Origin of the sequence: Savagea faecisuis (assembly GCF_042675605.1) — a bacterium.
In the GTDB taxonomy this organism is placed as follows: Bacteria; Bacillota; Bacilli; order Bacillales_A; family Planococcaceae; genus Savagea; species Savagea faecisuis.
This window is the reverse complement of sequence record NZ_JBHTJF010000043.1, coordinates 102,224-116,199: the sequence shown is the minus strand read 5'-3', so window position 1 is coordinate 116,199 and position 13,976 is coordinate 102,224. Positions and strand designations below refer to the sequence as shown.

Genomic DNA, 13,976 nt, shown 5'->3' with positions numbered 1-13,976 from the left:
TCGTTTTTTCATTAAAATCTAGAAAAATAATAACTGAAAATTCAGACGTTATTTATGCGACGGTAGTGAATGAGCATAACTTTATTAAAGACTTTACCGAATTTTCTGTAGCAAATGTCATTGTAAAAAATGGTGTACATGCTATCGATACTAACTCGCCAATAAGGGAAGTAAAAGCTGCTTATGAAGCTAAATACGGAGAAGTAGAATGGCTGGATGACTATTCAGCCGAAGAGATTAAAGAACCTGACATTACTGTGCTTATAAACGAGACAAAAGAATTAGAACTAACTTTTAACCCAACTATAGAAATTGATCGATTACCATTGCCATCTAAAGTTGCCAAAAATTATATACCTCGTCATCTAGCTATGTATGTTACTGAAAAAGAAATAGAAGCTTATAATGCTCAAATTCCAGATACTATAAAGAAAATAGAAACTTACAATAAGAGGCTTGAGGAATATATGCATACCCAAATATTTGGGTTAGAATTTAATCTTTCTATCAGAAATGAGGGTAATCTTAAAGCGAATGATATTCACATTGTGATGGAATTTCCTGAAGAGCTAGTTTTACTTGAAGGCTCTAAAAAAAACATAAAGAAACCAGAAGAGCCTAGTTTTCCTCCTCATCCACTTACTAAAAGGATTAGGAGCGGAGCTTTAGATTCAATATCAGGTCTTTTAAGCAATGATGCAGTAGTATCATTTCCTAATTTTCCAATGAATAATAGGACGCTACCCGATTTGATTATTAGCCCAAATACAAGTTTTTATACAGATTTAAATGAAAATATAATTACCGGTCACTGTGACAGTTTATTGCACACTAGACATAGAACATTCAACACTAAGTATTTACTTGTGCCAACAATGGTAGGGACATTTGATATAAATGTTTCAATTATTTGCGAGGAGTATCAAGAACCAGATAAGTTCACTATACAATTGATTGTCGCAGAAAATTAAAATCGATTTTACGGTATGATGGCATAAATAGCAATCTTGAACTCTTTAAATATACTCATTTCAATGTCATTAAGTAGTAAACACAAGGTTTTGCCTAATATACAAGTTATACTTCTCGTCACCTGTCGCTGTTAATTTAAAATGAGCCAATCCTATATTTTACTACACCATGTTCATGATTTAAAATATTAATTTCCTAACAAAAAACATGAAACCAAACCAATCATAGCTTCATGTTTCTTATAACGAATATTCAATTTAGTGCGAGACGAGAGGTATGAGTACGAGGGAACCGTTTTCGATTTGAATTTCGAAAGCGTATGTTCCTTCTGGCAGTTGGTCAAGCAATTCCTGTGGCAGACAGATGCCGTAGTCGTCTCCGATTCGTTCAATATTTAACTTCATCAAGATCTCTCCTTTGACGGTACGTCGTCGAATTTATTTCTTACCGACTACGATACCATCCGCTCTGTACATGATTGTGTAAATATGACACAAAAGAATGCGTTAATAAATCGTCAAGAAGACTAAAACTACCATCTACCGTTTTTCTCAATACTCCCCCTTTTCAATTTGGAGTATACTTAGAACAAAAGGGAGGGTTGTAAATGTCACACGAAAAAGAGAATGTGAACCTATTATCGAAGCAACAAGCAAACATTCAATCAGACCATCTATTACGAGAAAAAGCACAATCACGACTCGTCGAAGCACTTCATTTACTTCCTGTGCAAAATATGAGCAAGAAAGATCTAGAAGATTGGTTACAAGAAGAAGACTATTAACAATTGTATTTCACAACGGAGGATATTAGGACCGACCGAAGCTGAAGAGCGAAACAGATTCTTCAGCTTTTTACTTCATCCAATACTAGAACCGCTCCATTTTCAATCACAACACAAAAAAGAAGCCACTTCACCGGCAGCTTCTCACTTCTTCCACTATACACACTCATCACGAAAACGCCCCGCTCATGTAAAGAATGAAAACTCCGATGAGGGCGAGGGCAAATCCGATCGTATATTGCCAAATCATACTGCGGTCGCCGAAGATTAAACGGACGATTACCCAACTACGCCCGACGACGACGAGGATAAGACCGAGAGAAAAGATGAGGATGCCTACCCATAATAAATATTGTTCCATACACTACTCCTCCTTTGTTTTCATCATAAAAGAACCGTTCTCCTTCCACAACAAAAACGGAAAGAAAGGATTCTCCCTTCTTTCCGCTCGTACTATGCGTTTGAAAACACGTTCCAAAATGTTTCTTCTTGAATGATTGGCTGTCCTATTTTTCGCAACTGCCATGTTTGTTCGAGATAAATATTAGCTAACACTTCATATTCCTCTCCGTAACGCTCTGCCCATTCTAATGCAATGACCGATTCATAGATTGCATTCATATCGCTCGACATTTTCTTAGAATAAAATGTTTGTTCTTCATAGGTTAAATCGGCAAAGCGAAGTAATGCTTCTTGAACTGATGTCCATTGCTGTAACACGATTGATTTTTGATCGCTCGATGCAATTTTTTCAAGTCTTGCGTTCATTTGTTCTATAAACAATTGATGCGCTTCGTATTTATTCACAAGACGAACGACTTCTAGACCTAAAATATTCGCTGTCCCTTCCCATACCGATAATACTTGCGCATCTCTTAACAACCTCGGTGTTACAAAATCTTCAATATACCCGTTCCCTCCTAACATTTCGATCGCTTCATGAGCGAAGTGAATCGCTTCATATGCTGTTTCTTTTTTCATCGTGGCAATATTTAAACGATTCAACACGACTTCTTCCGGCGTTCCTTCACCAGCCGTTACTTTTTCATACAATTGAATCATATCGAATAATGCAGCTAACTCGACATGGAGCTTTGCTTTCATTTTCAAAAGTGTGTCACGCACCATCGGATAGTCCGTCAAATATCCCCCGAACGCACGGCGCTTCGTCGCATATTGGAAAGCCTCATCTAGGGAACGCTTCATAATTCCTAGAGAAGCGACTGCATTACTCACTCGTGATAAATTTAACGCTTCCATCATATAATAAAAACCTCTCGTCGGATCTCCAACGACATAAGCCTTCGCCCCGTTCAATTCGACTTCTCCTGAAGGAACCGCTTTCACACCTAACTTATCTTTTAAACGACGAATTGAAATACCGTTTAATGTACCATCTTCATTACGCCACGGTACGGCAAATAGCGTGAGTCCTTTTGAACCTGTTGGCGCTCCTTCTCTTCTCGCTAGCACCATTGCGACACCGCACATTCCCGCATTCGAAGCAAAATATTTTTCGCCATATAACGAATAAGTCCCGTCGTCTTCCTCAACCGCCACAACTTCATTCGCTCCGACATCCGAACCGCCTTGTCGCTCTGTTAAAAAAGTCGCTCCTTCATAAAGGGGCACTTCTCCTGTTGAACAGACATGAGGTAAGAAACGATTTTTAACGGCTTCATCTGCGTAATGATCCAGTAAATAAGCCGTTGCTTTCGTTAAAGTGACCGGACAATAAAATCCAGGTTCTGCTTGAGACAATACATATCCTTGAGCGAAACTATACGTATAATTTCCTTTCCGACCTAACTCTGGAATTGGTTTATGCACATAGCCTACAATCCCTTCGTTATACGTTTCTTCAACTGTTTGACGATACCCTTCGTTCACGATCACTTCTGAAATATCGTCGCCATATGCGTCGTACTTCAACAATTGTGGCTCTCCTTCACGGTCTGTAAAACGAGCACGTTCATCGATTTCATTCGCACAACGTTCCCCGTATACTTTTAAACGCTCCTCTGCATATTGATAAAAATCTTTCGGTAAATAATGGTGTAAAATGCGTCGTAACGATTCATCTTTCGTATAGAAACTTTCTTTACGCTCTCCATATTGTGGCTTCTGTTCAATCACTGGAGGGTGTTTCGGATAGTTCGCCATCATTTCTTCCTTCATGTCATCGCTTCCCTTCTTTTAAAGCTTGTTTTAAAATTTTCCCTGTCGCATTGCGTGGGAGTTCATCGATTCGTTCGTACAATCTCGGAATTTTAAATTTAGCGAGCGTTTCACTTAAAAACTGTTTCATTTCGGTTTCATCGATTTCTTCTGAGGAAACGTAGAAAGCTTTTACCGTTTCACCCCACTCTGGATGAGCGACTCCGATAACCGCCACCGCTTCAATCGCAGGATGCTTCATCATTTCTTGCTCGACTTCAAATGGATACACATTCACTCCGCCCGAAATGATAATATCTTTCGCTCGATCGACAATCCACATATATCCGTCTTCATCGATTTTCGCTAAATCCCCTGTTCGCAACCAACCGTCCAAAAAGACCGCTTCTGTTTCTTCAGGACGATTCCAATAGTTCTCCATCACACCGAGACCTCGAATGACGATCTCGCCAATTTCATTCGGTGCTACTTCATTTCCTTCGTAGTCTACAACTTTCAATTCTGTAAATAAACTCGCTCTTTTTCCGATACTTCCAACCTTTTCAGCTTGTTCTTCTGGGAATAATAGCGCCCCGCTTGGACCTCCTTCTGTCAGTCCGTATACAGCCGTTAAATGATTCGTTTGGAATTGCTTTTGAATATATCCAATTTCCGTTTTACTGACAGGTGCACCCCCATACACCCACCATTGCATCGACTGTAAATCATATGTTTTTTGTTCTAACACTTTTGATGCTAACAAGTACACGACAGGCGGTCCGAAAAAGTGCGTCGTTCGTTCGCGTTCTACTGTTTCTAAAAATACGACAGGGTGAAATTCCTCCCGTACGACGAGCGTTCCGCCGACAAGTACAGTCGATACGAAAAATAAATTCAAAACGGCGGAATGACTAAGGGGCAACATAATGAGCGTTCGCGTATCATCATTCATTTTCATTTCGATGCAAATCATATGTGCGACGGCTAGCACATTGCGATTCGTCAACAATACGCCTTTCGGTTGTCCCGTCGTGCCGGATGTATACAATAGTGTACAAGGTGTTTCTTCGGTCGTTGTCGTCTCATTCGTCCAACGCTCACCACTGGAAATAGTTTGATTCATTTGAGTCGTGGTAATTAATTTACCTGAATACTCTGATAAATAAATCGCTTGTTTTGCATGTTCCGTTAAGATGAGTGCACAAGCCCCGCTATCTTCTAAAATGTACATTACCTCGCGTGATGTGAGTTTGACGTGGAGCGGTACGATCATGGCGCCTAATTTTAAAGCCGCAACATAAGCGACCGCAAAATCATAACCATTCGGTAAAAATAAAGCGACCCGGTCCCCTTTCGTAATTCCTTCTTGTTGAAATAAATGAGCGACTGCACACGCTCCATCATTCCAATCCGCATACGTATATCTCACATGTTCCGTGACAAAAGCTTCCTTGTGCGCAAATTTCCGTGCATTCATTTCCACATAATACGGAATATTCATCTCATTCTCCTCCTTTGAGCTCTTCTAATTTTTCTCGAAAGGTTCGGTCTAACCAAGACAACTCGCGTCGAATCGTTTTCAACTCCTCGATCATCGAATCAATCTCTTCCATCTTCTCTTGTCCATATTCAATTGTCCGCTCCAATTGAGCACGTCCGGTACGATCCACATCGAATAACAAAATCATTTCTTTGATCTCAGACAATGTAAAATTAAATCGCTTCCCCCGCGCAATCAACTTCAACTTTGCCAATTCCTTTTTGTCATACCTACGCTGATTCGTCTCGGTACGAACAGGTGTTAAAAGGCCAAGTTCCTCATAATACCGCAACGTACGAGGCGTCAGCCCAAATGCTTCACAAACTTCGCGAATCGTCTTCATCTCTCCACCCCTCGATAGTTGTAATGTAACATTGACGTTAACGTAAACTTCAACTGTTTTCATCTATTTTTTAAAAATAAAAAAGAAGTGACTCATGTGAACACTTCTTTTAATAACATATAATATTACCGATTTACTTTGAAAAATGGGATATTATACTCTTACACCATATTTTTAATTCCTCGATATTGATAATACTTTCCCAATACATAAGTTCTCTTTCATTTATCATTCTTCTCTCATAATTAAATGGAACTTCACTGCTGGTACCATTAGAAAACCCTTCAATATTATTAGCCGAATCCATAATATAAGCAATTCCCTTCTTATCGTTTTCTAATTGGTCAAACAACCATTTATCCATTCTTTCATCTAAATGATGAATAGAGTTCCGAACCTTACGGATATCTTGAGGTGGACTTGGGATTCCAGGATATTTTTCTTCAAGTGCACGTAATCTCTTTTTTGCTCGCTTTCTACCCGTTCCTTGTGCCGTTGTATTGCAAGCGAGCTGTGCAATGACATCTGCAGTGTTCACTGCCAAACAATAGTATTTGACTGTTTCATAATTTTTTCCTTCTTGCTGTTCACCTTGTTCAATTAATGAAAGTGCCCACTTAGCATTTGTTAAAATTTCATTTACATAAGGTTTTAAATACAAACTTGGTAATTGATTCATCTAAAACTCCCCCTATTTACTTTTATTAAGAAGGCCTAATTAACTGCCTTCATAAATATATTAGAACACTTAACCTATTTTGGTGCATGATTATACAATTTTCTCCTATTTATAGTTTAGATATAAAAAAGACGCAAACGATTTCTCGTCTGCGTCTTCGCTGCACCCATTCCCCTTTTATCATACGCTTCGCATCCTCTACTTCAACAACTGCAACACTTCCGATTGGGTCGTGTTGTGTTGGACGAGGGCGATTTGTTGGGCTTGTTGTAAGATCGATAACTTCACTTCTTCCATTTTCGCTTTCGCCATGTCGACGTCTTCGATGCGAGAAAGTGCGCTCATGAGTTGTTCTGCTGCGACTTGGACGTTCGCGTCGGTATGTTCTAAACGATTCGTTAACGCTCCTATATTGCCTAATTGAGCGCTCACCCAATTTAATGCCTCATCTACTCGAGTCAAAGCTTGAGCGGCGTGATTGTACTCTAACACACAAATCGGACTTAACATATGAAGCACTTTATCACAGGCTGCGATGGTCGCATTAACGTGATGGTTTTCATTAGGGCCTACTTGAAAAATAAAATGATTATCTTCCGCATCTGCTTCTCGTCGCAATGTGTAATTAACGGACGCTTCATTATTCAGAGTCTCAAAAGTTAAAGTTTCGTAACGCAAGTGCACTCGAGTTCCATCAAATGTAAATTGATCTTTTGTCAACACTTTGCCGTTCCATATGACTTCTACACTTTCTGGAAGAATCTCTCCCTTTGGTAGAGCATGTCCGATTTCGTGATCACAATAAGCACCTTCATCGTCTTTAGCCTCTGTAGATAACTCAATCGGCTGTAGGGCAAAATAATCTACTTGCCACGCCACTTTATCTTGGCTTTCTTTTACATTCGGACGCGCATCTCCTGTTAAATAAATGCGTCCTCCTTTTCGAATATATCCTGTTTCATTTTCATCTGTCACTTCTTGTAATACTTGTCCATCTTTTACGACAGAAGTAATATGAGAACCAACCGGTACACTTTGAGAGAGCGCATCCGTTGAAATCGTATACACTTTAAAGTCGTCTTTATTGTGAGAACCAATGGGACGCGCATTTCCTGTCAATTGGATTTGTTTCGTATTCTCATTTAAAATGAAACCATTCATCTCATCGTAATGAATCTCACCATCAGGACCATACACACGAATCGCACGTGGTTCCGTACCATTCTCTACACCATAAATCGCGCTATCACTGGGCAAGTTCAAATCATACGTTCCATTCTCAATCGTGCTTAGCGACTGTTCTTGTACGTAACGATAAGTAATAGAAGGAGTCTTCCCAATCTGTTCTGCTTTTGGACGATAATCTCCATAAATTTTTAGTTTCCCTGAAGTTTTATCATACAAAAAACCATTTTTTCCTTCAGGATCATATGGAACCTTTTTACCGTCAACTAATAATTCAATCGTTTCTATTTTGTCGTCTTCATTTAAACTATACAATTCTGCATACTGTTGCTTAAATTCAACTTCTACTACACCATCGTCATACTTTGTATCTTCTAAAAGATAGACATACTGAATATCATATCTTTCATGAACCCCATCACTACTATTCTTCCCTGCTTTCACACGCGGACGCGCATCTCCGTACAATTCAATTCGATTTGTATCTTTGTTATACCAATATCCGTTCTTCTTCTCCTCATCATACGGAATGATTCTTCCTGTATCTGTTTGAATATAGATTGAGGCACGTTCCTGATTTTGCAGTTCATAAATTTGAGGACGCTTCTTTAATTGAATGTCATAACGGTCAGGATTCACAATTTCAGTTTTTTGTTCGATGAATAGAACATTGACTTTTTCTCCTTTTAAAAGATCCGGACGTGCATTGCCATACAACCGCACTTTTCCTGTCTTTTGCTCGTACGTGTATCCATCTTGTTCACCCCACGAAATTTCTTTCCCTCCTACAAAAACACGTAAGGCTCGCTCTGTCGTTAAATCAGAATCCGTTAAATTATAAGTAGGAATTCCAATACGAGCTTGCTCGGTATGTACATCTGGTTGATCGTCGTCATCTTGAATAGCATTCACATTCACAGACTGGCCTGCTGCTGGTCGATACGTTCCATATAAATAAGCGGTTTTCGTTTGTGAATCAATATAAACTCCATTCGCTTCCGCTGGATTCGTCGGTCGATTTTCTAAAAATGCCTCGCGTGGTACTTCTTTGTCACCTACTGTTAACTTTAGCGACATCGGACCCTCTTCACCATGAATATTATAAAAATTATGCACACTACTTAAGGAATACTGAAAAAAATCATTCGATGGCTGATTATCATTTACGTAAGAAATTTGATAATAGTCTTGCGCATCATCTTCTGGCATGCCTCCTATTCGAGCCGTACCGAAAAACTCAATGATATTCCCTTTCACTGTATAGCCACCTTCTGGCTCTGCTCCTTGACCATCCCAATATAAAAGTGGCTCACCTTTTCCTGAATCGGTCTGTTTATAAACCTTTAATGAAGCGGCTTCTTTATTCATCTCGTATAATTTAGGTGTCTGAGACAATTGTATTTTATTTTGTTTAGGTGGCAAGTTCAATCGATCATTACTTGGAATAACTGAAACAGGAGCGCTCACTTCCAGTGTTTGAGGATTAAAAGTTCGCGTCGAAATATTAAAATTTTCATCACGATAAGCAAATGTGACAGATCCATCCGCATTCGACATAGGAGAGAAAGTATAATTTCCAGTGCCTGCTAAAGCATCTGGAATACTTATTCTTTTTGTCTTCCCAGCCTCTGTATATCGAATATGCAACCCACCTTCAGAACGTAATGTATACTTCCCTACACTCGTTCTTTGATTAACAGGTTGACTTTTCTTTTCGATGACATCTCCTCCAAGAGGACGTTCATAATCTTTTCCATCCCTCGTAGATTGAAAAATAAGTGTCTGACCATCCGCGGTAAAGCGTGGAAATCCTTCATCGACTGTCGTTAATTTTTCAGTGTTTGAGGTGTGTGGTCGATCCTTAATTGGTAAACTCGACAATCCTTTCATCTCTTCTGACTCTGTAATGAGTGAAATGTTTTGTTCCCCTACTAAATTACCTACTTGTTCAATAGGCTGTTCATTTCGACCATTTGTTAGTCTAATCGTACTCGACATATCTAACTCTTCTGTAATGAAACCTTGCGCAGCTCCCGTTAAAATGGGACGTGTATTAAATTCGGTATGCTTCACAATGTCGCGCAAATTTTGTTTCAACGCATCAATTTCTTTTTGAATGATAGCGGTATCGGAATCAGCTCCTGTATGAACATCGGTCAATGGCGCGTTCATCGCTTGAATCGTTAATTCTCGCATCCGTTGCACAATTTCCGACATTTCCATCATCGCGCCATCCGCCGTCGCTAAAAGTGATTGCGCATCTTGAATATTACGCACGGCCTGCAAAGAACCGCGCATCACCCCACGCAACTTCTCACTGATCGCCAAACCCGCCGCATCGTCCGCCGCCTTCGTAATCCGCTTCCCACTCGATAACGTCCCAAACGTCTGTCGCGTCGCTTTCTCCGTCCGCTTCAACTGATTCAAAATCGCTAATCCATTCCCACGAATGATCAATGTGTCAACCTCCTATGTCCACATCCTATATGTATACATAAATATTTACATTACTAATTATTCCACTTGTTGATATAATAGTACTATATAAATCCTACATTTTCTACCTACCACTCCCTATCCAAAAAATTACTCCCCAATATCACGTTAATAAAAAAGCGCTACCGAAGTAGCACTCTCTTTATTGAATCGTCGGGCGTGTAAATTGTTCGTCAAATGCTTGTCCTGTTACACGTTGCACTGTTTCAAAATATGGGACGACGTATCGTTCGATGAGCGTCGCAATTGCTGCGCTATCCTCTTTCTCCATCGCCGTTTGTAAAGTCGGTAATTGAGCTTCGAACTGTTCTTTCGCTTGCACGAGATCTTCCCAATCGTTCACCTCGACAATCGACTGATTCACCACTTCTGTCATCGACAAAATCCATTGAACGCCGCCTAAAATGTCATTCACATTCGCCCAGTCTTCCGCACTGACATTGTCACTCTGTAACGCTTCTACTAATTTTGGTGTGTGCTCCGATGCGCGTTTCACGTACTCTTCTCCTGAAGCTAATAAACCGATAACGAATGGTTGTGCTTCGACAGCTAACACTTCAATCGTCTGAATCGATGAGAGGCGGTCGTGTAATGTTTGTTCGACGTCGTCTTGTACGACTTCTCCGTCAATCTTCAACCCTTCAAAATAAAAGTCCTCTCCTAACAACGCATTAATCGTTGCGATGACGTCATCTGTCGTCAACTTCTGTGTTAATTGCTCTACTCGTTCACCTAATCGAATCTCCATGGTCGTCCTCCTATGTATTTCATCTTCTCTCTTTATATCGGCTTCAATCCACTCACTTTCCACCTTTTCACGTAATTCAAAAAGAACAAACGTTCCTATTTATGCTATAATGAAGAAGAGGTGATTGTATGAATACATTTTATGCTCGCATGACGGGAAAGTTGTTAGGCGACGGATGCATCACACGAGAGCCGAATCGCCAACCGAGATTTCACTATACGCATCACGTACCCGATCTCGCTTGGACGACACAATGTTACGACGAACTGAAATCATACATTCCGATTCATGAGCCGATCTATCGCAAAGTGACAGACGAACGACTCATAAAAGGATATTCTGAAAACTACTTCGTCCGCTCACGTGTCCATCCGATCATTACGAAACTGTATGACATTTGGTACCCGAACGGAACACGCATCGTTCCTCGCACATTCGTCCGACGATACTTCAATGCTGAAGCACTCGCCTGGTGGTATCAAGACGACGGACATCTGAAAATCGAAAATGGACAAGTACGAAAAATTATTTTATCAACCGAATCGTTCACGAAAGAAGAAAACGAATGGTTAATCGAATTACTATATGACACGTTCCAACTCCAATTTAGACGAGACAAAGCGAATCGTATTTTGCTATACGATCAATTCCAATGCTTCGTCTTTTTACACATCGTCGAACCGTACATGAACGACTGCATGGAACGCAAAAAGAACCCACATCTCCCTGCGAAACCATTCGCACAAAAACCAGCCATTCGATTACCACTCACGATTCAACTCACAAAACCGACCGCACAACTGAACGCAGCACTAGAACGACTCGACTACTTCTTCGACGAAGAACACGTGAACATGGAGCGCATTATGCAACAATTCCTCCCACGCTCCTTCACAACCGAACCGAAAAAACACGTCCAAGTACGACTCACAAACGACAATCGAAAATGCCTCCTCGCCTTACGAAAAGCGACAGGCCTCACATTAAGCGAACTCTCCACATGGTGCTTTCGCTCGGTAGAACATATACAAGAACGCCAACAATTGTATAAGTTCAGTTCATAATGAAACCCCCACTATAATAAAAAAATATGAGTTGCAGTGGGGTATATCAAACCTTAAAAAGAACATACGTTCCTATTTTATGCTATAATAAAGATATTATTAATAACATTTGAGGTGATCATATGGAAACATTTTTTGCCCGAATGATAGGGAAATTGTTAGGAGATGGCACGATTATTAAACAGGAAGGAAGGCGACCACGCTTTCAGTTTATGCATCGTGTGGAAGATGTCGAGTGGGCGCACTATTGCTACGAACAATTGCGCGACTATATTCCGCTGAGCGAACCGACATACGGACGAGTGAAAGATAATCGATTGCAAAAAGGGTATAGCGAACGCTATATGGTGCAATCGTCAACACATGAATGGATCGATCAGCTGTATGACATTTGGTATCCGAATAAAATGAAAGCGATACCAATCACTTATTTAGAGCAATACTTCACCGCAGAATCACTCGCTTGGTGGTATCAAGACGATGGGCATTTGAAGAAAAATAAAGAGGGTGTTGTGGAAAAACTCATTTTGTCGACAGAACGTTGGACGGATGAAGAACGAGAATTACTGAAGTATATATTAAATTTAAAGTTCAACTTACTATTCTCAGTAGATGGCCAGAAGCGATTGTTACTGTACGATCAACTACAAATCAATTACTTTTTACAACTCGTCGAACCGTGGATGCACCCTGTCATGATTCGTAAAATGAAAACAGCATCACCATATAAAACGATTGCGAAGCGAACGACATTAACAGTGACAAGTAACTTTCAATTCGAACGACCGACAAAAGAATTAAATGAAGCAATCTCTCACTACATCGATAATGTGGAATTAAATGCTCAATATTTTCAAAAATGGAATTACGCGAGGCGAGAACGCAACGAAATGAAGTCGTATCAAATTACGTTAACGGACGACAACCGTCAAAAACTTGCGCAAGTTCAAGTGAAAACGGGACTCACGTTAAATGAAATTACACAGCACTGTTTATCAGAGCGAGCAACAGAACACTTTGAACCGAAAGAGCTTCAACAGCTAGATCAGTTTACGACGACACAAAAAAATATTGTACTCGGATCGATCATGGGAGATGGAATGTTACGCTACAACGAGCATAAATCGGGAAGTAGCAGTTCATACTATGAACATTATGGAATGAAGCAGAAAAAATATCGTGAATGGAAAACGTTAAAATTAGCTCCATTCTGGAAAATTACACCGAAAGGAAATAGTATACTGTCAAGAGTAGCTCCGCTATGGAAAGAGTTAGAATCTCATTTTTATCAACATCAACCGAACGATCAAAGAATTAAACGTATACCATCACTCTTTTTTGACGAAGCAAAACAACCAGAAGCAGTAGCTACTCTCTTTTTAGATGATGGATCTTTACTTATCTCACCTCGTGTGAACCATCGTTCGAATACTATTTTTCTAACTCCGCATATCGCACTTTATTTACAAAACTTTACGAAACAAGAATTAGAACGACTAAGTGATTGGTTCACACAACGCACGGACGTCCCATTTCGTCTTACGAAGCGTCCAGATGGACACGGATATTATTTACGAACGTCACAAACAGCACATACGTTGCAGTTTTTAAAGTGCTTATCTTCGATTACAGATACATGTCCGTCGATGGCCTATAAATCAAATTGGAGTTATCGATTCGCAAAAGAACGCGAAAAATGGCAAGCGAAACATCCGCATTATCGAGTCGTGACGAGTTCAAGAGAACGGATGCGCCCGTATACAGAAGAAGAAATCGAAACGATTATTACAATGAAACGAAACGGAGAAACCGACCAATCGATTGCAGACCAACTAGGACGCACCTATTGGGCCATCGTCTATAAAGTGAGCGAACTTCGAAAATCACATATTTTATAACATAAAAAAGAGACTTCCTAGTTGGAAAGTCTCTTTTTGTTTCAGTCGTATTAACGTAAAAGTTGTAATACTCCCTGCGGCTGCTGATTTGCTTGCCTTTAGTCCTATTT

Annotated in this window: 12 protein-coding genes; 4 read left to right on the top strand and 8 right to left on the bottom strand. The window is 40.0% G+C overall.

Annotated elements, in window-relative coordinates; translation table 11 throughout:
* A partial coding sequence (locus ACFQ0V_RS13065) for a hypothetical protein (protein ID WP_381014395.1) occupies positions 1 to 971 on the top strand: 971 nt, incomplete at its 5' end.
* 258 nt (positions 972 to 1,229) lie between these two features.
* On the opposite strand, the gene ACFQ0V_RS13060 is transcribed toward ACFQ0V_RS13065, so the two are convergent.
* Entirely contained in the window at positions 1,230 to 1,376 is a 147-nt protein-coding gene (locus tag ACFQ0V_RS13060; RefSeq protein WP_381014393.1) for an AbrB/MazE/SpoVT family DNA-binding domain-containing protein, read from the bottom strand.
* A gap of 203 nt (positions 1,377 to 1,579) precedes the next feature.
* Between ACFQ0V_RS13060 and ACFQ0V_RS13055 the strand changes: the two genes are divergently transcribed.
* Positions 1,580 to 1,756 carry a hypothetical protein gene (locus ACFQ0V_RS13055; protein WP_381014391.1) on the top strand — a complete coding sequence of 59 codons (177 nt, stop codon included), beginning with the start codon at positions 1,580 to 1,582 and terminating at the stop codon, positions 1,754 to 1,756.
* 169 nt (positions 1,757 to 1,925) lie between these two features.
* On the opposite strand, the gene ACFQ0V_RS13050 is transcribed toward ACFQ0V_RS13055, so the two are convergent.
* The 7 genes from ACFQ0V_RS13050 to ACFQ0V_RS13020 all read right to left on the bottom strand — a co-directional run bounded on the left by ACFQ0V_RS13050 (position 1,926) and on the right by ACFQ0V_RS13020 (position 10,904).
* Entirely contained in the window at positions 1,926 to 2,117 is a 192-nt protein-coding gene (locus tag ACFQ0V_RS13050) for a hypothetical protein (RefSeq protein ID WP_381014390.1), read from the bottom strand.
* Between the two features lie 92 nt (positions 2,118 to 2,209).
* Entirely contained in the window at positions 2,210 to 3,919 is a 1,710-nt protein-coding gene (locus ACFQ0V_RS13045) for an acyl-CoA dehydrogenase family protein (RefSeq protein WP_381014398.1), read from the bottom strand.
* A gap of 16 nt (positions 3,920 to 3,935) precedes the next feature.
* Positions 3,936 to 5,414, bottom strand: coding sequence for a class I adenylate-forming enzyme family protein (locus tag ACFQ0V_RS13040; RefSeq protein ID WP_381014389.1), 1,479 nt, complete (start codon positions 5,412 to 5,414; stop codon positions 3,936 to 3,938).
* A gap of 1 nt (position 5,415) precedes the next feature.
* The gene (locus tag ACFQ0V_RS13035; RefSeq protein ID WP_194562771.1) at positions 5,416 to 5,796 is read right to left on the bottom strand and encodes a MerR family transcriptional regulator; all 381 of its coding nucleotides are present in this window, start codon (positions 5,794 to 5,796) and stop codon (positions 5,416 to 5,418) included.
* 133 nt (positions 5,797 to 5,929) lie between these two features.
* Positions 5,930 to 6,475: a hypothetical protein gene (locus ACFQ0V_RS13030; protein ID WP_381014387.1), complete on the bottom strand. Its 546-nt coding sequence runs from the start codon at positions 6,473 to 6,475 to the stop codon at positions 5,930 to 5,932.
* 198 nt (positions 6,476 to 6,673) lie between these two features.
* A complete protein-coding gene (locus ACFQ0V_RS13025; protein WP_381014385.1) occupies positions 6,674 to 10,117 on the bottom strand; it encodes a flagellin N-terminal helical domain-containing protein in 3,444 nt (1,147 codons plus the stop codon).
* Between the two features lie 181 nt (positions 10,118 to 10,298).
* On the bottom strand, positions 10,299 to 10,904 hold the full coding sequence (locus ACFQ0V_RS13020; RefSeq protein WP_381014383.1) for a hypothetical protein: 606 nt from the start codon (positions 10,902 to 10,904) through the stop codon (positions 10,299 to 10,301).
* A gap of 128 nt (positions 10,905 to 11,032) precedes the next feature.
* Here ACFQ0V_RS13020 and ACFQ0V_RS13015 point away from each other — a divergent pair, with 128 nt between their 5' ends.
* Positions 11,033 to 11,968 (top strand): hypothetical protein, encoded by a 936-nt coding sequence (locus ACFQ0V_RS13015; protein WP_381014381.1) that lies wholly within the window; start codon positions 11,033 to 11,035, stop codon positions 11,966 to 11,968.
* Between the two features lie 122 nt (positions 11,969 to 12,090).
* Complete coding sequence (locus tag ACFQ0V_RS13010; RefSeq protein WP_381014379.1) at positions 12,091 to 13,866, top strand: hypothetical protein; 1,776 nt, start codon at positions 12,091 to 12,093, stop codon at positions 13,864 to 13,866.
* The last annotated feature ends 110 nt before the right edge of the window (positions 13,867 to 13,976 follow it).

Coding starts and splice junctions, on each gene's coding strand:
- ACFQ0V_RS13060 (WP_381014393.1), bottom strand. CDS start 1,376: ATGAAGTTAAATATTGAACGAATCGGAGACGACTACGGCATCTGTCTG.
- ACFQ0V_RS13055 (WP_381014391.1), top strand. CDS start 1,580: ATGTCACACGAAAAAGAGAATGTGAACCTATTATCGAAGCAACAAGCA.
- ACFQ0V_RS13050 (WP_381014390.1), bottom strand. CDS start 2,117: ATGGAACAATATTTATTATGGGTAGGCATCCTCATCTTTTCTCTCGGT.
- ACFQ0V_RS13045 (WP_381014398.1), bottom strand. CDS start 3,919: ATGGCGAACTATCCGAAACACCCTCCAGTGATTGAACAGAAGCCACAA.
- ACFQ0V_RS13040 (WP_381014389.1), bottom strand. CDS start 5,414: ATGAATATTCCGTATTATGTGGAAATGAATGCACGGAAATTTGCGCAC.
- ACFQ0V_RS13035 (WP_194562771.1), bottom strand. CDS start 5,796: ATGAAGACGATTCGCGAAGTTTGTGAAGCATTTGGGCTGACGCCTCGT.
- ACFQ0V_RS13030 (WP_381014387.1), bottom strand. CDS start 6,475: ATGAATCAATTACCAAGTTTGTATTTAAAACCTTATGTAAATGAAATT.
- ACFQ0V_RS13020 (WP_381014383.1), bottom strand. CDS start 10,904: ATGGAGATTCGATTAGGTGAACGAGTAGAGCAATTAACACAGAAGTTG.
- ACFQ0V_RS13015 (WP_381014381.1), top strand. CDS start 11,033: ATGAATACATTTTATGCTCGCATGACGGGAAAGTTGTTAGGCGACGGA.
- ACFQ0V_RS13010 (WP_381014379.1), top strand. CDS start 12,091: ATGGAAACATTTTTTGCCCGAATGATAGGGAAATTGTTAGGAGATGGC.